General features: G+C 56.0%; 23 protein-coding genes and 5 tRNA genes. 16 read left to right on the forward strand and 12 right to left on the reverse strand.

Annotated elements, in window-relative coordinates; translation table 11 throughout:
- Positions 1–9: 9 nt before the first annotated feature.
- The 4 genes from OM794_RS17025 to OM794_RS17040 all read right to left on the reverse strand — a co-directional run bounded on the left by OM794_RS17025 (position 10) and on the right by OM794_RS17040 (position 3,682).
- Positions 10–1,293, reverse strand: a complete 1,284-nt coding sequence (locus tag OM794_RS17025) for a TRAP transporter large permease (protein ID WP_170938610.1) — start codon at positions 1,291–1,293, stop codon at positions 10–12.
- A gap of 9 nt (positions 1,294–1,302) precedes the next feature.
- Entirely contained in the window at positions 1,303–1,863 is a 561-nt protein-coding gene (locus OM794_RS17030; protein ID WP_088701977.1) for a TRAP transporter small permease, read from the reverse strand.
- A gap of 65 nt (positions 1,864–1,928) precedes the next feature.
- The gene (locus OM794_RS17035) at positions 1,929–2,906 is read right to left on the reverse strand and encodes a TRAP transporter substrate-binding protein (protein ID WP_226247876.1); all 978 of its coding nucleotides are present in this window, start codon (positions 2,904–2,906) and stop codon (positions 1,929–1,931) included.
- A 314-nt stretch (positions 2,907–3,220) separates the two neighbouring features.
- The gene (locus tag OM794_RS17040) at positions 3,221–3,682 is read right to left on the reverse strand and encodes a GlcG/HbpS family heme-binding protein (protein ID WP_226247877.1); all 462 of its coding nucleotides are present in this window, start codon (positions 3,680–3,682) and stop codon (positions 3,221–3,223) included.
- 192 nt (positions 3,683–3,874) lie between these two features.
- Here OM794_RS17040 and OM794_RS17045 point away from each other — a divergent pair, with 192 nt between their 5' ends.
- Entirely contained in the window at positions 3,875–4,558 is a 684-nt protein-coding gene (locus OM794_RS17045) for a GntR family transcriptional regulator (RefSeq protein WP_226247879.1), read from the forward strand.
- A gap of 4 nt (positions 4,559–4,562) precedes the next feature.
- Here OM794_RS17045 and glcC read toward each other — a convergent pair whose 3' ends face one another.
- Complete coding sequence (gene glcC, locus OM794_RS17050) at positions 4,563–5,342, reverse strand: transcriptional regulator GlcC (RefSeq protein ID WP_226247881.1); 780 nt, start codon at positions 5,340–5,342, stop codon at positions 4,563–4,565.
- A 254-nt stretch (positions 5,343–5,596) separates the two neighbouring features.
- Between glcC and glcD the strand changes: the two genes are divergently transcribed.
- The 4 genes from glcD (at position 5,597) to OM794_RS17070 (ending at position 9,998) form a co-directional block, all read left to right on the forward strand.
- Positions 5,597–7,096 (forward strand): glycolate oxidase subunit GlcD, encoded by a 1,500-nt coding sequence (gene glcD / locus OM794_RS17055; protein ID WP_226247882.1) that lies wholly within the window; start codon positions 5,597–5,599, stop codon positions 7,094–7,096.
- 74 nt (positions 7,097–7,170) lie between these two features.
- Positions 7,171–8,265, forward strand: a complete 1,095-nt coding sequence (gene glcE / locus OM794_RS17060; protein WP_226247884.1) for a glycolate oxidase subunit GlcE — start codon at positions 7,171–7,173, stop codon at positions 8,263–8,265.
- A gap of 11 nt (positions 8,266–8,276) precedes the next feature.
- Complete coding sequence (gene glcF, locus OM794_RS17065) at positions 8,277–9,509, forward strand: glycolate oxidase subunit GlcF (RefSeq protein WP_226247887.1); 1,233 nt, start codon at positions 8,277–8,279, stop codon at positions 9,507–9,509.
- Between the two features lie 84 nt (positions 9,510–9,593).
- On the forward strand, positions 9,594–9,998 hold the full coding sequence (locus OM794_RS17070; RefSeq protein WP_226247889.1) for a heme-binding protein: 405 nt from the start codon (positions 9,594–9,596) through the stop codon (positions 9,996–9,998).
- 95 nt (positions 9,999–10,093) lie between these two features.
- Here the strand turns inward: OM794_RS17070 and OM794_RS17075 are convergent.
- The 6 genes from OM794_RS17075 to OM794_RS17100 all read right to left on the reverse strand — a co-directional run bounded on the left by OM794_RS17075 (position 10,094) and on the right by OM794_RS17100 (position 11,608).
- Positions 10,094–10,170, reverse strand: a tRNA-Asp gene (locus OM794_RS17075).
- 76 nt (positions 10,171–10,246) lie between these two features.
- Positions 10,247–10,322 (reverse strand) — tRNA-Val (locus tag OM794_RS17080).
- A 52-nt stretch (positions 10,323–10,374) separates the two neighbouring features.
- Positions 10,375–10,451, reverse strand: a tRNA-Asp gene (locus OM794_RS17085).
- 54 nt (positions 10,452–10,505) lie between these two features.
- Positions 10,506–10,582 (reverse strand) — tRNA-Asp (locus OM794_RS17090).
- Positions 10,583–10,652: 70 nt separating this feature from the next.
- Positions 10,653–10,728: transfer RNA gene (locus OM794_RS17095), tRNA-Val, on the reverse strand.
- A gap of 82 nt (positions 10,729–10,810) precedes the next feature.
- A complete protein-coding gene (locus tag OM794_RS17100) occupies positions 10,811–11,608 on the reverse strand; it encodes an alpha/beta fold hydrolase (RefSeq protein WP_226250622.1) in 798 nt (265 codons plus the stop codon).
- A 164-nt stretch (positions 11,609–11,772) separates the two neighbouring features.
- Between OM794_RS17100 and ccoN the strand changes: the two genes are divergently transcribed.
- The 11 genes from ccoN (at position 11,773) to fnr (ending at position 22,930) form a co-directional block, all read left to right on the forward strand.
- On the forward strand, positions 11,773–13,197 hold the full coding sequence (gene ccoN / locus OM794_RS17105; RefSeq protein ID WP_226250623.1) for a cytochrome-c oxidase, cbb3-type subunit I: 1,425 nt from the start codon (positions 11,773–11,775) through the stop codon (positions 13,195–13,197).
- A 19-nt stretch (positions 13,198–13,216) separates the two neighbouring features.
- Positions 13,217–13,825 (forward strand): cytochrome-c oxidase, cbb3-type subunit II, encoded by a 609-nt coding sequence (ccoO, locus tag OM794_RS17110; RefSeq protein ID WP_226250624.1) that lies wholly within the window; start codon positions 13,217–13,219, stop codon positions 13,823–13,825.
- Positions 13,826–13,828: 3 nt separating this feature from the next.
- Positions 13,829–14,053, forward strand: coding sequence for a cbb3-type cytochrome oxidase subunit 3 (locus OM794_RS17115; RefSeq protein WP_088699416.1), 225 nt, complete (start codon positions 13,829–13,831; stop codon positions 14,051–14,053).
- Positions 14,050–14,979, forward strand: a complete 930-nt coding sequence (gene ccoP, locus OM794_RS17120; protein ID WP_226250625.1) for a cytochrome-c oxidase, cbb3-type subunit III — start codon at positions 14,050–14,052, stop codon at positions 14,977–14,979. Before OM794_RS17115 ends, ccoP begins: the two co-directional genes overlap by 4 nt.
- A 231-nt stretch (positions 14,980–15,210) precedes the next feature.
- On the forward strand, positions 15,211–16,647 hold the full coding sequence (gene ccoG / locus OM794_RS17125) for a cytochrome c oxidase accessory protein CcoG (protein ID WP_226250626.1): 1,437 nt from the start codon (positions 15,211–15,213) through the stop codon (positions 16,645–16,647).
- Positions 16,648–16,653: 6 nt separating this feature from the next.
- Complete coding sequence (locus OM794_RS17130; RefSeq protein WP_211594691.1) at positions 16,654–17,187, forward strand: FixH family protein; 534 nt, start codon at positions 16,654–16,656, stop codon at positions 17,185–17,187.
- On the forward strand, positions 17,184–19,664 hold the full coding sequence (locus OM794_RS17135) for a heavy metal translocating P-type ATPase (RefSeq protein WP_226250627.1): 2,481 nt from the start codon (positions 17,184–17,186) through the stop codon (positions 19,662–19,664). Before OM794_RS17130 ends, OM794_RS17135 begins: the two co-directional genes overlap by 4 nt.
- Positions 19,661–19,900, forward strand: coding sequence for a cbb3-type cytochrome oxidase assembly protein CcoS (gene ccoS / locus OM794_RS17140; protein WP_088699411.1), 240 nt, complete (start codon positions 19,661–19,663; stop codon positions 19,898–19,900). The genes OM794_RS17135 and ccoS overlap by 4 nt, the downstream gene beginning before the upstream one ends.
- Positions 19,897–20,592: a sulfite exporter TauE/SafE family protein gene (locus OM794_RS17145; protein ID WP_226250628.1), complete on the forward strand. Its 696-nt coding sequence runs from the start codon at positions 19,897–19,899 to the stop codon at positions 20,590–20,592. The genes ccoS and OM794_RS17145 overlap by 4 nt, the downstream gene beginning before the upstream one ends.
- A 75-nt stretch (positions 20,593–20,667) precedes the next feature.
- Positions 20,668–22,101: an oxygen-independent coproporphyrinogen III oxidase gene (gene hemN, locus OM794_RS17150; protein ID WP_226250629.1), complete on the forward strand. Its 1,434-nt coding sequence runs from the start codon at positions 20,668–20,670 to the stop codon at positions 22,099–22,101.
- Between the two features lie 82 nt (positions 22,102–22,183).
- Positions 22,184–22,930, forward strand: a complete 747-nt coding sequence (fnr, locus tag OM794_RS17155; RefSeq protein ID WP_226250630.1) for a fumarate/nitrate reduction transcriptional regulator Fnr — start codon at positions 22,184–22,186, stop codon at positions 22,928–22,930.
- On the opposite strand, the gene ttcA is transcribed toward fnr, so the two are convergent.
- Complete coding sequence (ttcA, locus tag OM794_RS17160) at positions 22,923–23,843, reverse strand: tRNA 2-thiocytidine(32) synthetase TtcA (protein WP_226250631.1); 921 nt, start codon at positions 23,841–23,843, stop codon at positions 22,923–22,925. The genes fnr and ttcA overlap by 8 nt on opposite strands.
- Between the last annotated feature and the right edge of the window lie 92 nt (positions 23,844–23,935).

Below are 23,935 nucleotides of genomic sequence, written 5' to 3' on the forward strand. Positions count from 1 at the left end.
GTCGCCTGCTTAGCCATAAACAAAATTCACTAATGCCAGCGCAAACGCGGGGATATAGGTGTTGATCATTAACACGGCGAACAGGACGGCGATAAACCACAGGTTGGTTTTAGACGTAGCCCATACATCTGACTTGGCGATTGAGCAAGACGCAATGAGTACGCTGGCCACCGGTGGCGTTTGCTGGCCGATGGCCAGGTTCAGGGTCACGATCAAACCAAAATGGAGAGGGTCGATACCGACCTCTATAACCAGCGGCAATACAATGGGCACGACCAAGATAATCGCCGCTGCTGAATGCAGAAAAATACCCAAAATCAGGAAGATGACATTGAGCAGCGCCAAAATAAGATATTTATTATTGGTTAGCTCGCTGATCTGCATGGCGATTTCTTGAGGTACTCGGGTTTCGGTAAGGTAGCCACCTACCACTGCGGATGCAGCCACCAACAGCATAACCACGGCTGTTTGCACACCAGCACTTTTACAAGAATCAATAAAATTCCTGATGGTGAATTCCCGATAAACCACTGCACTGATAAAGATAGCCACACACACTGCCAGCGCCGCACCTTCGGTCGCGGTAACGAAGCCGCCAAAGATACCGCCCAGGATGATAACGGGGATCAGCAGCGCCCAGATTGCATCTTTGAAGGCAATCCAAAGTTGCGAAACCCGGAAACGCCCCTCAGAAGGGAAGTTGTTCTTGCGTGCCAGGTAGTAGCACATTGCGGCTAACCCCATCGCCCCCAGCAAGCCTGGCAATATACCGGCCACAAACATCTGCACCACTGACTCACCCGACATCACCGCGTAAAGAATCATCGGGATAGAGGGCGGCAGGATAATCGCCAGACTTGCAGCGGATGAAGATATAGAAGCAGCAAACTCTTTTGAGTAGCCTTTCTTGCGCATTGCAGGAATCAGAATACTGCCGATCGCCGATACACCCGCCACTGCCGACCCGGAGATTTCGGCGAAGAAAACCGAAGCACCAATGGTCACCATCGCCAAGCCACCCTTGATGAACCCCACCATTGCCATGGCCAGGTCGATCAGGCGCCGCGAAATACTCGAGGCGTTCATAATGGCACCGGCTAAAATAAACAGCGGTATTGCGATAAGCGGAAAGTTGGTCGCCCCCTCAAACATGGTCATGCCAACGGTGGGCATCGCCATGTTGCCGTATGTCATAAAGGTGGCAATGGTGCCGACCAGTGCCAAGGCAACGGCGACCGGCACGTTAATCAGAATAAGCAGTATCAGCGCTATAAATATGTACAGTATCACCATGGTAGCTACTTACCCTCGTTGATGTGTGCTGACGGAGGCGACTTCTTCCGCGTCGATACCGGCTTCTTCAAGCTCATGATCAATAAAGCCTCTGCCTCGAGCGCTTTTAATCACGTCAGGCAGCCGCAGCAGCTCGGCAATGATGAACAGCACAGCAGCGACGGGAATCGCTGAGTGAACCAGCTGCATAGAGACCCCTGGTAGGCTGACCATGCCCACGCCTTCGAGAATCAGCATGACTTGGTAGCTGGCGAGGCCCAGGAAAACAAAGAACCCGATCGTAATGGCTTCAGCTAACAGGGCGATAGGCACCCGAATAGCGGGCGGACACATGTTCAACACGCTGGGGCAGGTTATATGTGCACCTTTTGCGGCTGCTAATGCGGTACCGTAGTAGGTCACCCAGGCCAGCAACGCGGCAGCTAGCTCGTCGTACCAACTGAGCGGCGAGCCCAGATAGCGGGTCACAAAACCAAGTGTCACGACGATGGCAAGCGCAATGACCAGAAAGACCACGATGGCTTCAAGAAACGCAAAATAGGCGTTCTTGAACTTTGTAAAAGTACTCATTGAGACCTCCGAAAGGCGAGGTGCCTCGCCAAGCTGCGACGCACCCCTAATAGAGTGGCGCTTGCTTACTCGCGAAGAGCAGCCACGGCGTCAATCATTTCCTGGCCACCATCCACTTCGTCAGCGAACTTGCTGTAGATGGTTTCAGAGGCCTCAACAAAAGCTTCGAAGTCGACTTCATTCACTTCCATGCCTTCATCGCGCATTTTAATGAGGGTTTCATCATCCAGGCGTTGGCCCTCTTCGAGTACGAAGTCCTCCATCTCAACGGCCACTTCTTCGAGTACTGTCCGCACTTCTTCCGGTAAACGATTCCAGCTAGCCCCAGCGGTCAGATAGGCAGGTGTATATACGTGGTTAGAGATAGAGAGGTAGTCTTGAACTTCGTGGAAGCGTGATGAGTAGGTTTGGATGAAGGGGTTTTCCTGGCCGTCCATGGCGCCTGTCTGCAGGGCAACAAACACTTCCGACAGCGACATTGGCGAGGGTGCCGCGCCGTAGCTACGGAACATATCGATACGCCATGTGCCGCCTGGAACCCGCAGCTTTATACCTTCGAGATCCTCTGGGCTAACGATCGGCCGCTTGTTGTTAGTAATCTGGCGAAAGCCGTTTTCCCACACACCAATAATTTTAAATCCGCGCGCTTCAGCAGCGTCATAAAGTGGGCCACGAACGATCTCTTCACGCACGCGCTTCATATGCTCGCGGTCTTCGATCAAGTAGGGCATTTCGAACAGCGCAAACTGAGCGGATTCCGAGCTCATCACCGTCGAAGGCAGCGAGAGATCCAAAGAGCCTAAACGTAGGCGACGCATCATCGACTCGTCGCCACCCAGCTGGCTGTTGCCATAGACGTTCACTTCGGCAACGCCTTCAAGACGTTCGTTGGCGAGTTCGGCAAAGCGGTTTGCACTAATTTCAAATAGTGAGCCAGGGCCGCCCACATGGCCAAGTCGAATTTCAGTGTTTGCGTTGGCCGCAGCGGCCTGCAAACCAAAGGTCACAACGACCGTTGCGAGTGCTGTTTTGAGCAATTTCATAGTGAACTCCAGGTAACGCATTTGTTGTTGTTAGCAATGTCGCCACCGTGGCTTTGCCACTCGATGGCACCTGCAAAAGGAGACGCCTGAGCAGGCCTACTTATTATTGATGGGCACTTACTCCAGGGATCCTCTTCCACTTCAATTTGAATTCAAAATTCAAAATTAGGTATTAAACTTTCGTCTCGTCGCACAAATTGCTTTTCAAGCAGCTGATTCTTAAAGAAGTTATTAAAACGTTGCGGTAAATAAAAAACGGGCAGTGGCTGAATAAGCCATCTGCCCGCTTTTCATCGGCACTTCCCGCTCATTTCCTAGTTCGGTTCAAGCCCCCAGTGCAAACCGGCCAACTCAATACCCGCGATGGCTGCCTGCTGATCCTCCTCTGACGAAGCACCACTAACCCCCACTGCACCAATCAAACAGTTTTGTTCATTAAGAATGGGCACCCCGCCGGCCACTGCCACAAAATGTCCTTGGGAGGCTGCTGCAACACTGGCAACAAACGCTGTGCGCTCAGCGTTACGTGCGCCAATCACCCCACTGGCAATCCCTATGCCCAGTGCGGCGTAGGCTTTACCCTGGGCAACGGGGAAACGCAACGGAGCACAACCATCTTCGCGCTCAGCGGCCACCAAGTTCCCGCCGCCGTCCAGCACGACGATCGTCAGCGGCGGCAACCCCAAATCGCGTGCTTGTTGCATGGCGCCATCGACTATCTTCCTACTCTGCTCTCTGGCGAGCTGCACGCTGCAATGAAATACTTGTCCGGCCATCGGTTTTTCCTTTGTTATTGTCGTAGGCAGTGGTTGGCAAGATGCCACCAAAGGAATATTGAATTCATAATTACTTTTGCAGATCATATAAACAATAGCCACTATACGAATATGGCATCGTGCTCAAATCGATCCAGGTGGTCTGGTTAGCTTGGCAGTAAACCGAGCGCACCACTGACAAGGAACTGACTCATGACAAAAATACTGCAACGTAATTTATATCGTGAAGTGGCCGATAGAATTGGCGACCTGATTGAGCACGGCGAGCTTGCCCCCGGTGAGCGCATCTCTGAAAAGCAGCTGTGTGACCGCTTTGGCGTATCGCGCACCCCACTACGCGAAGCACTAAAAGTGCTTGCCACCGAAGGGCTAATCGAGCTGCTTCCCAATCGAGGTGCACGGGTGGTGCGGCTGACGCTCAAGAACGTTAAAGACACTTATGACCTGATGGCCGCGCTGGAAGGCCTGTCGGGTGAACTTGCCTGTCAGCATATTAGCGACGCTGAAATTGCTGCCATTCGGCAACTGCACAATACGATGCTAGTACACTATCGCAACCGCGATTTGATACCTTATTTCCAGGTTAATAGACAAATTCACGAAAGCATCTTGGCCGCGTCTAATAACGATGTACTGCAAGAAATGTATAGTAATTTAAGTCAGCGCGTTAAACGCGTTCGTTACTCCAAACAGATGACCGAACGCTACTGGAGCCAAGCGGTAAAAGACCACGAAAATATGATGGCGGCACTTGAGAAACGCGATAGCCAATTGCTGGGCCAAATTCTCCGTGACCATCTATGCAACAAGATTGAAGCGGCCACCTTGGCGGGCGTGATCGACACGGAAGACGATAAGAGTGTGGCCAATAGCTAATCAGCTACTGCCACTCTTCAAGACGCATGGAGGAGCGCTCTAGCCGTTCGTGCTCCTCCTCTAAATCCCGCAGTAGCTGGGTAATGCTGGTGAGGTGCTCCAGCGCCACCTGCTCGGCCTGCTCCGGCTCGCCGTTGACGACAGCCTCATGCAACTTCGCATGCTGCTGATTGATCATCGCTCTGGGCGCTGGCAAGTGATAAAGATGTTTGACCGAGGCAAATACCGAACTAAGCAGCAAATCGGTCAGGCTCTGCAGCGTATGCACCAACACCGGATTGTGGGATGCCTGGGAAACCGCCAGATGAAAGGCGTGATCCAGTCTCGCCAATCGCTCGACATCAATGGTCTCTGCGCTTTCCGCGTAGTCAGCCATTTCACGATAGCGCCGGGTGATCAGCACCCGGTCAGCGGAGGTGCCGCGACTCGCGGCTAACCGCGCCGACTCCCCTTCCAGCAGCGCGCGTACCTCTAACAGATCAAACAGCGTACGCGGGTGGTCTTTAAACAGGTGCATCAACGGGCTCTGGTTGCCCACCGGCAAAAGTGTGGCGACCGTTGAGCCGTGGCCCTGGCGAGTATTGATAATTCCCTTGCTGCGCAGAATCCTCAAACCCTCACGCAGCGAGGCGCGGGAGACGCCCAGCCGATCGCATAGCCGCCGCTCAGAAGGAAGTAGCTGGCCGGGGCGAAAAACACCATCAAGAATCAGCCGCTCCAGCCGGGTGGCCACGTGTTCAGGCATTCTCTGTCCGGGTGTCAACGCTTGATTCTCCGCAGGCATGACGGTCACTCTCGCTAAACTGTTTTGCCAGCTTGCCACTACTCGCCATAGAAGACATCTCTGTTTCGCTTCTATATAGCAGGATCGACTAATTACTGGTCTGACCAATGCACCACGATCTGGACAGACGGATAAAAAAGGCCCAAATTGGGCCATGCCTTTAACGAACGCTCTATGAAGTATGTTGCGTGCAGAATAGGCCCATAGACCGTTTCAGCATTTACCTTTAATGATAATAAGCATGGGATGTCGTAATGAATATCCTCTTTGATGAGCGCCTGGACGGCAAACTGGTTCAGCGCGATAAAAGCGAGGTTTTAACCGACCTGCAGCAAGCCGTTCCCGAAATGACGCTGCTGCATCGCGAAGAAGACCTGCGCCCCTTTGAGTGCGATGGGCTGGCGGCCTACCGCGTGCTGCCGATGCTGGTGGCGCTGCCTGAAACCCTTGAGCAAGTGCAAGCACTGCTCAAGCGCTGCCATGCGCTAAGCGTACCCGTGGTCACTCGCGGTGCGGGCACCGGGCTTTCAGGCGGTGCGTTGCCGCTGGAACAGGGCGTGCTATTAGTGATGTCGCGCTTTAATAAAATTCTCAACGTCGACCCTGATGCCCGCTTGGCACGGGTGCAGCCCGGCGTTCGCAATCTGGCCATTTCCGAAGCCGCGGCGCCCTATGGCCTCTACTACGCGCCGGATCCCTCCTCGCAAATTGCCTGCTCCATCGGCGGTAACGTGGCGGAAAATGCTGGCGGCGTGCACTGCTTAAAATATGGCCTAACGGTGCATAACGTGATGCGTGTCGATGTGCTCACCATTGAGGGCGAGCATATGACGCTGGGCGCTGAGTCTTTTGATGCCCCAGGCATTGACCTGCTGGCATTGATAAACGGCTCGGAGGGCATGCTCGGCGTGGTCACAGAGATCACCGTCAAGCTGCTGCCCAAGCCGGAGACTGCCAAAGTGCTGATGGCGAGCTTCGATGATGTTGAGAAAGCCGGTCGCGCCGTCGGCGATATCATCGCCGCAGGCATTATTCCCGGCGGTCTGGAAATGATGGATAAACTCGCCATCAAAGCCGCCGAAGATTTCATCAAAGCAGGCTACCCAGTGGAAGCAGAAGCGATTCTGTTGTGCGAGCTGGATGGCGTCGAAGCCGATGTAGCCGACGACTGCGACACCGTGCGCCAGGTACTCGAAGCCGCGGGCGCCACCGATATTCAGCAGGCCCGAGATGAGGCCGAGCGCGCCAAGTTCTGGGCTGGGCGAAAGAACGCCTTCCCAGCGGTGGGCCGAATGTCACCGGACTACTACTGCATGGATGGCACTATCCCCCGCCGCGAGCTTCCTCGCGTGCTGAAAGGCATTGCCGCGCTTTCCAAAGAGAGCGGATTGGCGGTGGCCAACGTCTTTCACGCCGGCGATGGCAATATGCATCCTCTAATCCTGTTTGATGCCAACAAAGAGGGCCAACTGGCGCTTGCCGAAGAGGTGGGCGGCAAGATTCTGGAGCTCTGCGTGGCTGCGGGCGGCTCAATCACCGGCGAACACGGCGTTGGGCGCGAAAAGATCAACCAGATGTGTAGCCAGTTTCAGGCGGATGAAATCAGCGTTTTTCACGCTTTGAAAGCCGCTTTTGATCCACAACGGCTGCTCAATCCTGGCAAGAATATCCCAACGCTGGCGCGCTGCGCCGAGTTTGGCGCAATGCATGTGCATAACAACGAGTTACCGCACCCGGAGCTGCCGCGCTTTTAGCAGCGAGCCAAGCCGAAGCTAAGACAATAATTAGCCCAAACGAATAATGGAAAAGACCAATAGTGGGAAAGACCATGACCGAACTAGCGATTGCCGACCGCGATATCGCCGAGACCCTGTGCGAGCAGGTACGCAGTGCCTATGAAGCGCGCACGCCGCTACGCATTGTAGGCGGAGATACACGCGCCTTTTATGGCCGACCGGTGGAGGGCCAGGCGCTACAAATGGCTGAACACAGCGGCATTGTGAGCTACGACCCGGTGGAACTGGTAGTGACTGTGCGCGCTGGCACTCGGCTTAGCGACCTGCAGGAAGTACTGGCAGAGAAGCACCAAATGCTGGGCTTTGAGCCGCCCATGTTTGGTGAAGCGTCGACCATTGGTGGCGCCGTGGCCACCGGCCTCTCCGGCCCACGCCGTCCCTGGGCAGGCGCAGCCCGTGACTTTGTGCTGGGTACGCGTATTATCACCCAACAGGGCAAGCTGCTTCGCTTTGGTGGCGAAGTGATGAAAAATGTTGCCGGTTACGACTTATCGCGCCTGATGGCAGGCGCCCAGGGCACCCTTGGCGTACTCACGGATATCTCCTTTAAAGTGCTGCCCATTCCCACTGCAACACACAGCCTACGCTTAACCCTGGGGCTGGATGAGGCGCTCAAAAAACTCGCCGAGCTGGGTCGCAAGCCGCTACCGATTAGCGCCGCTGCCTGGCATCACGGCGAGCTGTTTTTGCGCCTGGAAGGTGGCAAAAGCTCTGTTAGCGCGACCCAGGCAAGCCTGGGCGGCGAGCCACTTGATGCCAGCTTCTGGCACCAGTTGCGTGACCATACCCACGCTTTCTTTGCCTACGGCGATGGCCAAGCCCTGTGGCGACTGTCACTCCCCCCCAACAGCGCACCGCTAGCGCTGGATATTCCCGAAAGCGATATCTTTTACGACTGGGCGGGCAGTCAGCGCTGGGTGAAAACCACTCTGGATGCAGACACTCTCCGCGCCGCCTGTGCTGCGGTGGGGGGGCATGCCACCTGCTATACCCCCCACACCCAAGGAGGCGCCGCTGAGCCGTTTACACCGCTTAATACTGTAGTGGAAAAATATCACCGTAACTTAAAGGCGGAGCTGGATGCCCATGGCATTTTTAATCCCGGTCGCCTTTATGCGGCGTTTTAAGGAGAGCTGACATGCAGACGCAATTTACCGATGCCGACCTTCAGAAACCGCATATTCAAGAAGCGGAGCGTATTCTGCGCACCTGCGTTCACTGCGGTTTTTGTAACGCCACCTGCCCCACTTACCAGTTGTTAGGCGATGAGCGCGATGGCCCTCGGGGGCGTATCTATCTCATGAAGGAACTGCTGGAGAGCCAAGACGATGACGACCAGGTCACCGACGAGACGCGTCTGCATCTTGATCGCTGCCTGACCTGCCTTAACTGCGAAACCACCTGCCCTTCCGGCGTGGAGTACCACAAACTGCTGAATATAGGTCGTGCCGAAATTGAGCGGCGCGTTCCTCGCCCGGCAGGTGAGCGGGCCCAGCGCTATGCGCTGCGAAAAATGATGGTCGAGCCCAAACGTTTCCAAGCGCTGCTAAAGCTGGGGCAAACCTTTAAGCCACTGGTGCCTGGCAAGTTGCGCAATAAAATGCCCGCAGCGCCGATAGATGCAGGCGTACGCCCGGATACCAACCGCCATACCCGGCGGGTATTGATACTGGAAGGCTGCGTTCAGCCGGGGCTGTCACCCAACACCAATGCGGCCACTGCACGGATTTTGGATCGCCTCGGCATCAGCGTCACGCCAGTGGCTGAAGCAGGCTGCTGTGGCGCCGTTGATTTTCACCTCAATGCCCAGGACGATGGACGAGCCCGCATGCGCGCCAATATTGATGCCTGGTGGCCGTACATTGAGCAAGGCACCGAAGCCATTGTGCAAACCGCCAGCGGCTGCGGCGCTTTCGTCAAAGAGTATGGCTACATGCTCAAGGATGACCCTGACTACGCTGTTAAAGCGCAAAAGGTGAGCACTCTGGCCAAAGATATTGTCGAAATCCTGCGCGATGAGCCGCTGGACGAATTGAGCGTTAACGCGTCACAACGACTGGCGTTCCACTGCCCCTGCACACTACAACACGCCCAAAAGCTTAACGGTGCTGTCGAAGGCGTACTGAGCAAGCTGGGTTTTGCGTTAACCCCGGTACAGGATGCGCATCTCTGTTGTGGCTCAGCGGGCACCTATTCGATCACCCAGCCTGAACTGGCCACTCAACTGCGTGACAATAAGCTCAATGCACTGGAAGCTGGAGATCCCGAGGTGATCGTAACGGCGAATATCGGCTGCCAGACCCACTTGGCAGGCGCCAATCGCACGCCGGTGCGTCACTGGGTAGAGATCGTCGATGCAGCGCTCAGCTAGCGTTTCACCAATAACTTTTACCCCAGGCCGCGCAGACTTTAACCGCGCGGCCACTTCACTCCCCCCCTTAACAAGGATTAAAACATGCAAACAAAAGCTATTCTCGCCCAAGCCGATGTAACGAATGTTCTGGATGCCGCGCAGAAAGAGGCTGACAGCAATAGCTGGCCGGTAACCATCGCGGTGACCGACGACGGCGGCCATCTTTTGGCGCTGCGTCGCTTGGATGGCGCCGCCCCTTTCAGCGCCGAAGTGGCTACGCAAAAAGCGCGTAGTGCAGCGCTAGGTCGTAAAGAGACCCAGGTATTTGAAGAGATGATTAATGGTGGGCGCACGGCGTTTGTCACCGCACCGCTGCAAGGCCTGCTTTCAGGCGGCGTGCCGATTACGGTTGACGGCCATGTGGTGGGCGCTGTGGGCATTTCCGGCGTAAAACCCGATCAGGATGTGCAGGTGGCCAAAGCAGGAGTTGCCGCGATTACCGGCTAAAAGCGGCAAATCAAAGCACAGACATACGAAAAGCCCGGATCGATGATCCGGGCTTTTTTGGAATTCGTTCGGCAAGTGCCGATCTAAATGCTTAATGGCGGACCGGACGAGACTCGAACTCGCGACCTCCGGCGTGACAGGCCGGCATTCTAACCGACTGAACTACCGGTCCACGTAAAAGCATTTCTGTAACGACCATCAGACTAACGTTTATAAGCGGTTCAGAGGCGCTTCTAAAGGGTAGTTGATGGTGGGTGGTACTGGGTTCGAACCAGTGACCCCCAGCTTGTAAGGCTGGTGCTCTCCCAACTGAGCTAACCACCCGTCTATTAACAAACGCCTTGGGGCACTTGCTAATCCAGCTTAGCAGTTATCATGGCGGACCGGACGAGACTCGAACTCGCGACCTCCGGCGTGACAGGCCGGCATTCTAACCGACTGAACTACCGGTCCGAATCGATAACAACTATTTCAAACAATTAGCTTAAGCAGATATGTAGTTGATGCTGGCGGACCGGACGAGACTCGAACTCGCGACCTCCGGCGTGACAGGCCGGCATTCTAACCGACTGAACTACCGGTCCGTTATGCGCATCAAAGCTTAATCATACTTTTTACTACACGCTTCCAACCCATTTTAGTTACTACTAAACATGGTGGGTGGTACTGGGTTCGAACCAGTGACCCCCAGCTTGTAAGGCTGGTGCTCTCCCAACTGAGCTAACCACCCGCTGGTCACGTGGCGCTGCATTCTACAGAAGGCTTGCTCAATGTCAACATGCTGTGTTTAAAAACTGATTTAAAACCGCTTTCTAAACTAACACGCTGCCCACTTCCGCAAGGCCAGAGCGATGAGCGCGGACGAAGGATGCCGCAACTTGGGTAGCCTCGTCAATCAAAACCGTTTGGGTCAGGCCAGAAAGGCGCCTCGGTTTAAAGTCGTGATCGCCATCTCTTAGCCAAGCGAGCTGCGCGTTTTGCGGCAATCGATAGCAAGCCACCTCTTCCCGGGTGCCAAAGGGATCACGTTCGCCTTGTAAAACCAGCATGGGGCAGTCAATCGCAGGCCAGTGATCCAGGCGTAGCTTGTCAGGCGCTTTAACCGGATGAAATGGATAGCCTGCTACCACCACGCCCGGCACCGGCTTACTGCATGGTTGCTCACTGAATGAGTGTTGATTAGCAAGCTGTTTACTGGCAAATAGGGTCGCTACGCGGCCGCCCATCGATTTGCCACCAATCCATAGCGGTTCGTCAAACAAGGAATCGAGTAGCACATACCACTGGGCAAACTGCTCCAGGGACTTGGCGATAGGCGGGGGCGGCCGGCGCTTGCCGGTTTCCTGCATCTTTTGCATATAAGGGAAATCGATACATAACACCTGTACCCCTCGATCCGCCAACGAGGTGACAAATTGACGCATGAAAGGTGACTGCTGCCCTGCCCCTGCGCCATGGGCAAACAGCAAGCGACCTATCTTGGCTTGACCATGGACAGCCAACGGCCCCATGCCCTGCACCAGAAAAGCGCCATTTGGCTGGCGCTTAAGCGCCTCTTTTAAAGCCTGAGGTAGTACCTCGATATAACCAGACAAAGCGTAATATGACACCCAGCGCTCCTGATAATTCAGTCTTTAACCAATTGGTGTGTTCAGGTTAAGCCTCTGCTGCGCTAGAATCTTGGTCGGATCTTGACCTGCATCATCAAGCGGGTGGCCGCACCCGTGCAAAATGCCACGGGTTACCCCCTAACCGCGTTCGATGGGAACATGACATGAGCACAGCATTTGAACACCCGACCTACAACTACAAGGTAGTTCGGCAGTTCGCGATTATGACCGTTGTGTGGGGCATTGTGGGAATGACAGTGGGTGTCATTCTCGCCTCGCAACTGGTTTGGCCGCAACTGAACCTCGGCATACCTTGGACTAGCTTTGGGCGCCTGCGTCCGTTACACACTAACGCCGTCATTTTCGCCTTTGGCGGCTCGGCGCTCTTTGCCACGTCGTACTACGTTGTCCAGCGTACCTGTCAGACACGGCTCTTCTCTGACAAGTTAGCGGCCTTTACGTTCTGGGGCTGGCAAGCGGTTATCCTCTCCGCCGTGGTGTCACTGCCGCTTGGGCATACCACCACCAAGGAGTACGCTGAACTGGAGTGGCCGATCAACATTTTGATCGCGGTCGTCTGGATCAGCTATGCCATCGTGTTCCTAATGACGATCAAAAAACGCACCACGTCGCATATTTATGTGGCGAACTGGTTCTTTGCGGCGTTTATTCTGACCGTTGCGGTGCTGCATATCGTCAACAATGCGGCCATCCCTGTAACCCCGATGTACTCCACCTCGATCTACGCCGGCGCGGTAGATGCCATGGTGCAGTGGTGGTACGGACACAACGCGGTTGGCTTCTTCCTGACTGCAGGTTTTCTGGGCATGATGTACTACTTCGTGCCGAAGCAGGCTGAACGCCCAATCTACTCCTACCGCCTGTCAATCGTCCACTTCTGGGCATTGATCATGATCTACATGTGGGCAGGTCCTCACCATCTGCACTACACAGCACTACCTAACTGGGCACAGTCGCTGGGTATGATTATGTCGATTATTCTGCTGGCACCCTCCTGGGGTGGCATGATCAACGGCATGATGACTCTGTCAGGGGCTTGGCATAAGCTGCGCACGGATCCGACACTACGCTTCCTGGTGGTGGCACTATCGTTCTACGGCATGTCCACCTTTGAAGGCCCGATGATGGCGATTAAGACCGTCAACGCGCTGTCGCACTACACTGACTGGACCATTGGTCACGTTCACTCCGGCGCGCTTGGCTGGGTAGCGATGATTACCATCGGCTCAATGTATCACCTGATTCCGCGCGTCTTTGGTCGCACTGAAATGTACTCGATCAACCTGATTGCCGTGCACTTCTGGCTGGCCACTATTGGCACCGTGCTCTATATCGCCTCCATGTGGGTTAACGGCATTCTGCAAGGCCTCATGTGGCGTGCGATCAACCCTGATGGCACCTTGATGTACACCTTCGTTGAAGCCGTTGAAGCCAGCGCACCAGGCTACTTTGTTCGCTTAATCGGCGGCCTCTTCTGGGTCACCGGCATGCTGATTATGGCGTTCAATGTGTACATGACCGTTAAGCGTCGTGAGGCCATCAGCCATTCAGCGCCACAAGCTGCCTAAACCGGGGAAGTTGAGACCAATGAAACACGAGATTGTCGAAAAGAACGTTGGCCTGCTTGCCGTGTTGATCCTTGTCGTGATCAGTTTCGGCGGCTTGGCGGAGGTCGTCCCACTGTTTTTCCAGAAGCAGACAACCGAGCCGGTCGAAGGTCTGGAGCCGCTGTCGGCACTGGAACTCGAAGGCCGAGACATCTATCGCCGCGAAGGTTGCGTGGGCTGTCACTCGCAAATGGTGCGCCCATTCCGCGCCGAAACCGAACGCTACGGCCACTACAATGTGGCGGGCGAGCAGGTCTACGAGCATAACTTCCTGTGGGGCTCCAAGCGCACCGGGCCAGACCTGGCGCGCGTCGGTGGCCGCTATAGCGATGACTGGCACCGCGCCCACCTCTACAACCCCCGCGACGTAGTGCCCGAATCCATCATGCCGGCTTACCCCTGGCTGTTTGAAAACACCCTCGATGGTGAGGCTACTCCGGCTAAAATGCGCACACTGCGCCAGCTAGGCGTGCCGTACACCGACGAAGATATTGCCAACGCGACTGCAGAGGTTCGCGGCACCCAGGAAATTACCGCCCTGGTCGCCTATCTACAGCAGCTCGGAACCGTGCTCGAGGGCACTCGCTAAGTTATGGATACGGGAACTTTTCGCGGTCTCATCACGCTGATCTTGATTTTCGCGTTTATCGGTATTGCCCTCTGGGCGTACTCCAAGCGACGCAAGCCAGATTTCGACGAAGCGGCTAATTTGCCCTTTGCCGACGACGATGAGCTACCGACCAGTGACAAGCACGCTTCGCGTGAACGCGACAGCGAAGCGCATTCCCGCGACGACAGGGGAGATAAGAATATATGAATAATCTATGGGGTGACTCCCTATCCGGCTTTTGGAGCGCCTGGATCATTATCATTACGCTGGGCACGATTGCGCTGAGCGTATGGATACTGCTGGCCAACCGCCGCACCGATAAAACGCCTGATGCAGACGGCAATGTAGAAACCACCGGCCACGCCGCCGATGGTATCGAAGAGTACGACAACCCACTGCCAAAGTGGTGGTTCCAGCTATTCGTTTTAACGGTGGTCTTTGCACTGGGCTATCTGGTGTTTTACCCCGGCCTGGGCAACTACGCAGGGCTGTTAGGCTGGTCTCAGGAGGGTCAATGGGAAGAGGAAGTTGCTCAGGCCGAAGAGCGCTTCACGCCGATTTTTTCCCAGTACCAGGAAGTCCCCATTCCGGAGCTTGCCGAAGACCCCGAAGCGATGCAGGTGGCTGAGCGCATCTACCAAAACAACTGCGCGGTATGCCACGGCTCCAACGCTCAGGGTGGTTACGGCTTTCCCAACCTGACCGATGACGACTGGCTATACGGTGGTGAACCAGAAAATATTCTGACCACACTTAACAACGGCCGTAATGGCCTTATGCCCGCCTGGCAGCAGTTGGGGCAGAACAATATCGAAAATCTAACCCAGTACGTTCTATCGCTTTCTAATGAAGAGCATGACGAAGAGCGGGCCGAACAGGGCGAAAGCACCTTTATGGCGGTGTGTGCTGCCTGCCACGGCCCAAGCGGAACGGGCAACACGGCTCTTGGTGCGCCTAACTTGACCGATGACATCTGGCTTTACCTGGCACCGGGCCAAGAAGTGGGTGACTCTATCCGTCAAACGCTGCGCAATGGCCGCAACGGCCATATGCCTGCGCAAGCGGCATATATCGGTGAAGAGCGTGTTCACCTGGTTGCGGCCTACGTGTATAGCCTGCGCCTGGCGGACTGATGGATCGCTGATAGCGGCAACCGTCAGTAACGCTAACCAAGCAAGGGTGCGGCCCCAAACCGCACCCTTTCTTTATACCCAACCCGATACAATATTAGCGAAGCACCAAAGACCGACTAAGCATCAAAATTAACTAAGCACTAAAATTTTACCAAGCACCTCGTTTCACTGAGCAATTCATTTAATGGAAGGGTGCCATCTCTCCTGCCTTCTGAGCCGGGAAATATCGCCATGGAAAAGATACCAAGCCAAGACGTCACACCGAACCCGGTGGGGCATCATACCCCCTCTGAAACGGTTACCCAGGAAATGTACGCCAAGCGTCGCCACATTTACGTGCGCGAAATTAAGGGTGTCTTCCAGAAGCTACGGCGCAGTGCCAACTGGGCGTTAATGCTGGTATTTTTTCTCTTACCGTGGATTAACATCGGTGATCGGCCGTTAATTCTATTTGACCTGCCTAACCGTGAATTCCATATTTTTAGCGCCACCTTTTATCCTCAGGAGTTCATCCTGCTGTCGTGGCTGCTGATTATCTGTGCCTTTGGGCTGTTTTTTATTACCGTGTTTGCTGGCCGCGTATGGTGTGGCTATACCTGCCCGCAAAGCGTTTGGACGTTTCTATTCATTTGGCTTGAACACCGTATTGAGGGTTCGCGCAACCGGCGCATTAAACTCGACAGCCAGCCAATGAACGCCGAGAAAGCTTGGCGCAAAGGGGGTAAGCACGCCGCCTGGCTGCTCATTGCCCTCGCCACCGGCGTCACCTTTGTGGGTTACTTCACGCCAATTCGCGATTTGGTGACAGAGCTCCCCACCTTTGAAGCCCACGGTTGGTCTTACTTCTGGGTCGGTTTTTTTCTGGTTTTCACTTACCTCAATGCCGGCTGGCTGCGCGAACAAGTGTGCATCTATATGTGCCCCTACGCGCGTTTCCAATCAGTCATGTTTGACCGCGACACATTGATTGTCTCCTACGATGAGTCACGCGGCGAACCCCGTGGGCACCGTAAGAAAAGCCTGAGCCATCTTGAAGCCCGCGAGGCTGGCTATGGTGACTGTATCGACTGCGAGCTTTGTGTACAGGTCTGCCCTACCGGCATCGATATTCGCGATGGGCTGCAGTATGAGTGTATTACCTGCGCCGCCTGTATCGATGCCTGCGACAGCGTAATGGACAAAATGGGCTATCCGCGGGGGTTGGTGCGCTACACTAACGAAAACGCTCTAGAGGGTAAAAAGAGCCATATTATGCGTCCACGCCTGATAGGCTACTTCACTGCACTGGTGCTGATGGTGGGCACCTTCACCTGGGCTATCAACGATCGCATGCCGCTCAATTTTGACGCTGAGCGCGAGCGCACCCAGCTCTACCAAGTGACTCGCGACGGTCAAATTAGCAATGTGTTTAGCCTGACTATCCGCAACCTGGATGATCAAGACCACGTCTATCAGCTCAGCGTTACCGGACTGCCCAATTTAACCCTGGATAGCAGTACGATTAGCGTACCCGCGGGGGAGTCGCGCTTGAAAGTGGTCACAGTGACCGCCAGCCCCGACGATTTACAGCAACCCAGCCACCCCATTGTATTCACGCTGCAGGCTCAGCAGGATGCGGATATTCGCCTTGAGCGCGAGACCAGCTTCCTGGGCGATATTAGGAGATAAAAAATTATGTCATCCCTGCCCTCTGGAGATAAGGTGACGCCTTGGTACAAGCAGTTCTGGCCGTGGTTTTTGCTCGGCATACTGTTTTCATCGATTATCGTCAGTACCGGCTTTGCGGTTATGTCGATCAAGAGCTTCGACGGCATGGTCGTTCAGGAAGATTATTACGAGCACGGCAAAGCCATTAACATGGTACTGGCCAAGCAGGAGCAGGCACGGGCACTCAACCTAAGCGCCGAGCTACGCCTTGATCCCCTTACCAGCGATATCGTGGTTGATTTACGTGGCGACGCGCGCCCGGACGAACTCTACCTTGATCTCATCTTCCCTACTGAGAACGACCGCGACCAGTCGTTTGTGCTCGAGCATGTCCGCGATGGCCGCTATATCACCCAAGGCCCCGACAATCTGCGCTACCGCTGGTATCTGCAGATTCAGCCTGAGCAGGAAGGCGCCGATTGGCGCCTTACCGGCGAAGCCACGTTCCCCAATGAACATAGCGTCACGCTACTACCGGGAGGACGCGAAGCGAGCGAATGAGCGACGTAACGACTGCCGCGTCCTGCTATCACTGCGGTAACCCGGTACCCGCGGGAGCGCCTTGGACGATTACCCTGGATGACACCCCCAAGCCGCTTTGCTGCCCCGGCTGCGAAGCGGTGGCTCATGCCATTGTCGATGGTGGCCTGGAGAGCTACTACCGCTACCGTACCGAGCTACCCGAACGTCCGGATGAGCGTCAGGAAGCCAAGGCCGACACCTGGTCGGTGTTTGACGATCCCGGCCTGCAGGCGCAGTTTGTCCACCCCGATGGCGATGAGGGCAATGTAAAAGCCACCCTCGCCATTGAAGGCATCACCTGCGCAGCCTGCGCCTGGTTGATTGAGCACCGCTTGAACGCCTTAACAGGCATTGCCTCCAGCGCGGTAAACTTGACCCACCACCGCCTGCGGGTGAGCTGGGATCCCCAGCAGTTGAAGCTCTCGCAACTGCTGGCTGAATTGGCTGCCATTGGCTACGACGCCCAGCCCTACGAGCCCGATCAAGCCCAAGCACGCCTGCAGCACGAAGAGCGTATGAATGTGCGACGGCTGATTATCGCCGCTGTGGGCATGATGCAGGTGATGATGTTCTCGATCCCGATCTATGTCTCCGGCCCCGGTGAAATCAGCGACGACTTCTACGCGCTGTTTCACTGGCTCTCCTTTGCGCTGGCCACGCCAGTGGTGTTTTTCTCCGCCCAGCCGTTTTTCCGCAACGCCCTGCGCGATCTGCGAACCGGCGTACTGGGCATGGATGTGCCGGTGTCGCTGGCGATTGGCGGCGCTTATCTTGCCAGCAGCTATGCCGTGCTATTCAACGTCGGCGAGGTCTATTTTGACTCGGTGGCCATGTTCACCTTCTTTTTGCTGTTTGGCCGCTACGTCGAGGGCCGCGCCAGACGCCGCAGTGGTCATAGCGGCAACGCACTCAGCGGAGTGCTGCCGATTTCGGCCACGCGCCTCGAAAGCGATGGCAGCGAGCGCATTCTGCCCGCCAGCGAACTCGCTCCCGGTGATCGCGTATTGATCAAGCCCGGCCATGGCGTGCCTGCTGATGGCATCATTGAGGAGGGTGAATCGAGTCTGGATGAATCGATGCTGACCGGCGAATACTTGCCAATCACCCGCCGCGTGGGCGACCCCATTACCGGCGGGAGCCAAAACATGGAAAACCCGCTGGTGATCAGGGTAACTCACGCCGGGCGCGATGCTAGGGTAGCGGGCATCGTCGACCTTACCGACCGTGCCTTCGCTAGCCGCCCTAGGCTTGCCCAGATGGCTGCCCGCATGGCACACCTGTTTGTGCTGCGTCTGCTAATAGTAACGGCTTGCGTGACAATTGCCTGGTGGTTTATCAACCCCTCGCGGATGCTCTGGGTTCTGCTCTCGGTGCTGGTGGTAACCTGCCCTTGCGCGCTGGCTCTAGCCACCCCCGCGGCCCTCACCGCAGGCCATGGACAACTGCGTAAGCGCGGCGTTTTGATCACCCGCGCCGATGCCATGGAGACACTCTCGAACGTTACCCGGGTGATTTTCGATAAAACCGGCACCCTCACCCGCGGCGAGATGCAGCTGACCCAAACACAGCCTCTTGGCGATCTCACCGCTGAGCGCGCACGGGCCGTTGCCGCCGCCCTTGAGGCCCACTCGGAACACCCCATCGCCCGCGCCTTTCGGCCCTTCCGGGATGCGACCCTGCAAGCCAAAAATATTCACAGCCACACAGGGCAAGGACTTGAAGGGAGACTAAACGGCGCCCGTTGGCGGTTGGGAAAGCCCGAATTTGCCGTGGACAGGACTGTGGATGACGCCGTGGATAGCGTTATAGCGGCACCCGCCAAGGGCCAGTGGCTGCTGCTTAGCGAAAACGGCGAACCCCGTGCCTGGTTTGGCCTGCATGACGGCATTCGCGACGACGCTGCCGATACCATCTACGCCCTCCAGGCCCAGGGCTTAAGCGTGGAGCTACTCTCCGGCGATACCCAGGATGCAGTGGAAAGCCTGGCAGACCAGCTCAATCTCACCACCTGGCATGCAGGCGTCAGTCCAGAGGGCAAGCTGGCCAGGATGAAAGCGCTTCAAGCCGAAGGCGAAACCGTGGTGATGATAGGCGATGGCATTAACGACGTACCGGTGTTAGCGGGTGCCGATGTGGCGATTGCAATGAATGGGGCGACGGATTTAGCCCGCACCCGCGCCGATGCGGTGCTACTCAGCCCCCGTCTTATGCGGGTTTTTGAGGCCATCGAGATTTCCCGGGCGACGAGGCGTATCATGCGCCAGAACATGATTTGGTCAGTGTGCTACAACTTTTCGGCGCTGCCGCTGGCGGCGATGGGGCTGGTACCGCCCTGGCTAGCCGCGATTGGAATGTCGCTTAGCTCGCTGGTAGTGGTCGGTAACGCCCTACGACTGTCACGCTGGCGCCCCCAGCCTGTACTATCGTCTGGCACTTCAACACCGGTAATCGCATGACGATTCTGTATCTGCTTATTCCGCTTTCGCTAATCCTACTCGGCCTCGCCGTCTGGGCGTTTTTCTGGGCGGTGAAGAATGATCAGTTCGACGACCTGGAAGGGCCGGCGCACCGTATTCTGTTTGATGAAGATGAGAACGACCTCAGCCCTGAGCAGCGCCGCCAGCGTCAGCAGGCGAAGCGCTCTGAAACAGCAGCGAGAGAGACACCCGACGACCAAGAGCCACGGCCATGAATCCGACGGGGCTCGATCTGCCGCCGCTCATGGCGGCATTTGTGTTTGGCTTGATGGGCGGCGCCCACTGCATCGGCATGTGCGGCGGTATCATGAGCGCGCTCACCTTTGCCGTGCCCCCCAGCATGCGCCATCCAGCGCGCATGGGTGGCCTGCTGCTCAGCTACAATGCAGGCCGTATTATTAGCTATATGAGCGCAGGCGCACTGGTTGCCATGCTAGGCACGCTGTTTTCGCTGTCCGCTACGGCGCGACTGCTACTTCAGGTGTTTGCCGCGCTGATGCTGATCCTGATGGCACTCTATATCGCTAACTGGTGGAAGGGGCTGCTCAAGGTCGAAGCCGTTGGCCGCCGCCTCTGGCGTTTTATCGAACCTGTGGGACGGCGCTTGATGCCTGTGGTGCATCTTCCCCAAGCCTTTGCCCTGGGGGCCATTTGGGGCTGGCTACCCTGTGGGCTGGTCTACTCCATGTTGGCCTGGAGCTTGGCGATTGCCGACCCGCTCCAGGGTGCCCTGCTGATGGGCGCCTTTGGGCTTGGCACACTGCCGGCGCTGCTGGCCACGGGCCTGGCCGCGCGCCAGCTCAGCCATTTGATTCGCCACCCGGCAACGCGCAGCGTGGCGGCACTGACGATTATCGCTTTTGCCCTGTGGCAGCTGTGGACGCTTTCGGCACACAACCTCCATTAGTATGACGTGGCTCAACGTTTCCCCCCACTCTGGGGGTTAGTCTAGCGGCATTTCCTAACGTCGGAGTGCCCCTTCATGCCCGTTCATGCCCCCGCTGCCTTGCCCATTGCATCTGCGGCAGCCGCCACTCCTATGCAGCCGGTATGGGATGAAGCCTTGCTGCGCCGCTACGACACTAGCGGCCCGCGCTATACTTCCTACCCTACGGCTCTGTCGTTTCACGACCAGTTTACGCCTGACGACCTGACCCAGGCGCTGGAGCGTAGCAATGCCAGTAAGCGTTCACTCTCACTGTATGTTCACGTACCCTTCTGCCGCAAGATCTGCTTCTACTGCGCGTGTAACAAAATCGCCACCAAGAACACCGCTCTGGCCGAGCCTTATATAGCCCGGCTAGACCGCGAGATGGTGCTGACTGCCCGCCACTTGAATACCTCACGACCAGTGGAGCAATTGCACTGGGGTGGCGGTACGCCGACCTTTCTCAGCTTGAATCAGATGGGTGACCTGATTGATCGCCTGGACGCCCGTTTTGGCCTTTCATCGTCTGCTGATCGCGATTACGCCATTGAGATAGACCCTCGCGAAGCGGATGTGTTTACCCTGCGTCACCTACAGTCGTTAGGCTTTAACCGTATTAGTCTGGGCGTGCAGGATTTAAGCCCGCTGGTGCAGAAAGCGATTAACCGCATTCAGCCTCGGGTACTTACCGAAACGCTGATGGAGGAGGCGCACCGCCTGGGCTTTCGCTCGCTCAATATTGATCTTATTTACGGGTTACCGTTTCAGACAGAAAAGAGCTTTGCGAATACGCTTCGCCAGGTAATTGACCTCAACCCCGCGCGTCTTTCCGTGTTTAATTACGCGCACATGCCGGAGCGATTTGCCCCCCAGCGGCGTATTAACGTCGACGACTTGCCGGGTGGCGAAGAGAAATTGGCAATTCTGCGCGCCACCATCGAGATGCTTACCGCGGCAGGCTACGTGCATATCGGCATGGATCACTTTGCCCGCCCTGACGATAGCCTGGCCATTGCCCAGCGCGACGGTTCGCTACAGCGCAACTTCCAAGGCTACTCCAGCCACGCCCAGTGCGATTTAATCGGGCTTGGCGTTTCGGCAATTTCGCGCATCGATGACGTCTATGCGCAGAACCCTAGCGACCTGGCGCGCTATGAAGCGGCGTTGGATCAAGGCAAGCTTGCCACCGTACGCGGCGTGCGGCTGAGTGACGACGACCTAATCCGCCGGGATGTGATTGAGCGGCTGATGTGCGATATGGGCATTGATCTGGCGGCGGTCAGCCAGCGCTGGAACATTGATGCCCCCCGCTATTTTGCACCCGCGCTGGAACGTTTACAGGGCGCCGAGCAAGATGGCCTAATCATCCGTAGAGGTGATCAACTTATTGCCACGCCCATGGGGCGGCTGCTTATTCGCCATTTAGCCATGGCGTTCGATGCCCATCTTTCTGGGCAAACGGGACAGCGCTACTCTAAGATTGTCTAATCATCTTATTGCAGGCATGCTAACGCCACTACAATAAGTAAGAATTTACTAATTTTACCCTGACCCACTCAAGGAGCATCGTATGTTGGAACCCATGAGCAGCCGGCGCTCGCTACTCCACGAAGCGCGCTGCCAAACCTGCAGCCTTAGCTCGCTGTGCCTGCCGCTTGCCCTTGAGTTGGACGATATGGGGCAGTTCGATGCGATTATTCGCCGCCGTGCGCCGCTGAAAAAAGGCGAGCCTCTGTTTCGCCAAGGTGACACTTTCACCAGCGTTTACGCGGTGCGTTCAGGGAGTTTGAAACAGATCACCGCTGAAGGTAACGGCAGCGAACAGTTGACAAACTTCTACCTGCCCAGTGAACTGGTGGGACTGGATGGCATTGACGAAGAGCACTACCCCGGTAGCGTTATTGCACTGGAAACCACCACCGTCTGCGAGATCCCTTTTGACCGTCTGGATCTACTCTCGGAAGAGATCCCTGAGCTACGTGGCCAGCTGTATCGCAGCATGAGCAAAGAGTTACGTGATGATCGTCGTATGATGCGTCTGCTGTCGCGTAAAACCGCGGATCAGCGGCTGGCGAGCTTCCTGATTACGCTCTCGGATCGTTTTCGTCGCCGGGGCTACTCACCCTATAGTTTTCGCCTCTCAATGCCCAGAGCCGATATTGGCAACTACCTGGGCTTAGCAGTGGAAACCGTCAGCCGCATTTTAAGCCGCTTTCAGCAGCAGAACGTGGTAGCGGTTTCCGGGCGAGAGGTCAATATTCTCGACATGCCGCGCTTGATTACCCTCGCTGAAGAGGAAGAGCAAACGGTTAGCTGACGTTAAAGGCCTGGATGCGCCCTGCCAGCAGTTCCGCCTGTTTGGCCTCTAAGCCTTCAAAATCAAACAGGCTGCGGTCTGCCAACTGGGAGGGCGCAATATTGGTCACCGCTTTAAACATGCTTTCCAGGCGGCCCGGAAACTTTTTGTCCCACTCGGCGAGCATCTCTTTGACCACCTGACGCTGCATATTGGGCTGTGAGCCGCAGAGGTTGCAGGGGATGATCGGGAATTCCATCAACCGCGAAAATTCAGCAATATCAGCCTCTTTGCAGTAAGCCAATGGGCGAATAACGATATTTTTTCCATCATCGGATAACAGCTTGGGCGGCATCGCTTTCAGGTTGCCGCCGAAGAACATATTCAGAAACAGGGTTTCGAGGATATCTTCCCGATGATGGCCAAGAGCAATCTTATTGGCGCCAATCTCTTCGGCAAACCCATACAGCGAGCCACGCCGCAGCCGTGAACAGAGCGCGCAGGTGGTTTTGCCTTCTGGGGTCTTCTCCTTCACCACCGAATAGGTATCGCGCTCGACAATATGGTACTCCACGCCCAGCTTATCCAGATAGGCAGGCAGCACGTGTTCGGGAAAACCCGGCTGCTTCTGATCCAGATTGACCGCCACCAGTGAAAAATTAACCGGCGCATTGCGCTGCAAGTTGCGCAGAATCTCCAGCATGGTGTAGCTGTCCTTGCCGCCGGATAGGCACACCATCACGCGGTCGCCTTCATTGATCATTTGGTAATCAATAATCGCATTGCCCACTTCCCGGCGCAGACGCTTTTGCAGCTTGTTAAATTCACGCTTCTGCTTGGCATCAGCCAGCTCTGGCTGGTTTTGCTCAGCGTTAGCTGGGGTGGCTACAACTGTATCAAGGTGAGCAGGATCAAAGTGATCAAGAGATTGCATGGTATAGGCACTGCCGAGGGTATGGTGAAGAGAAGAGGTGCTACACAGAAATAATTGGGGGCTATTCTAACAACACTCTTCGCCTTGACCCA

This window comes from Halomonas sp. BDJS001 (genome assembly GCF_026104355.1).
In the GTDB taxonomy this organism is placed as follows: domain Bacteria; phylum Pseudomonadota; class Gammaproteobacteria; order Pseudomonadales; family Halomonadaceae; genus Vreelandella.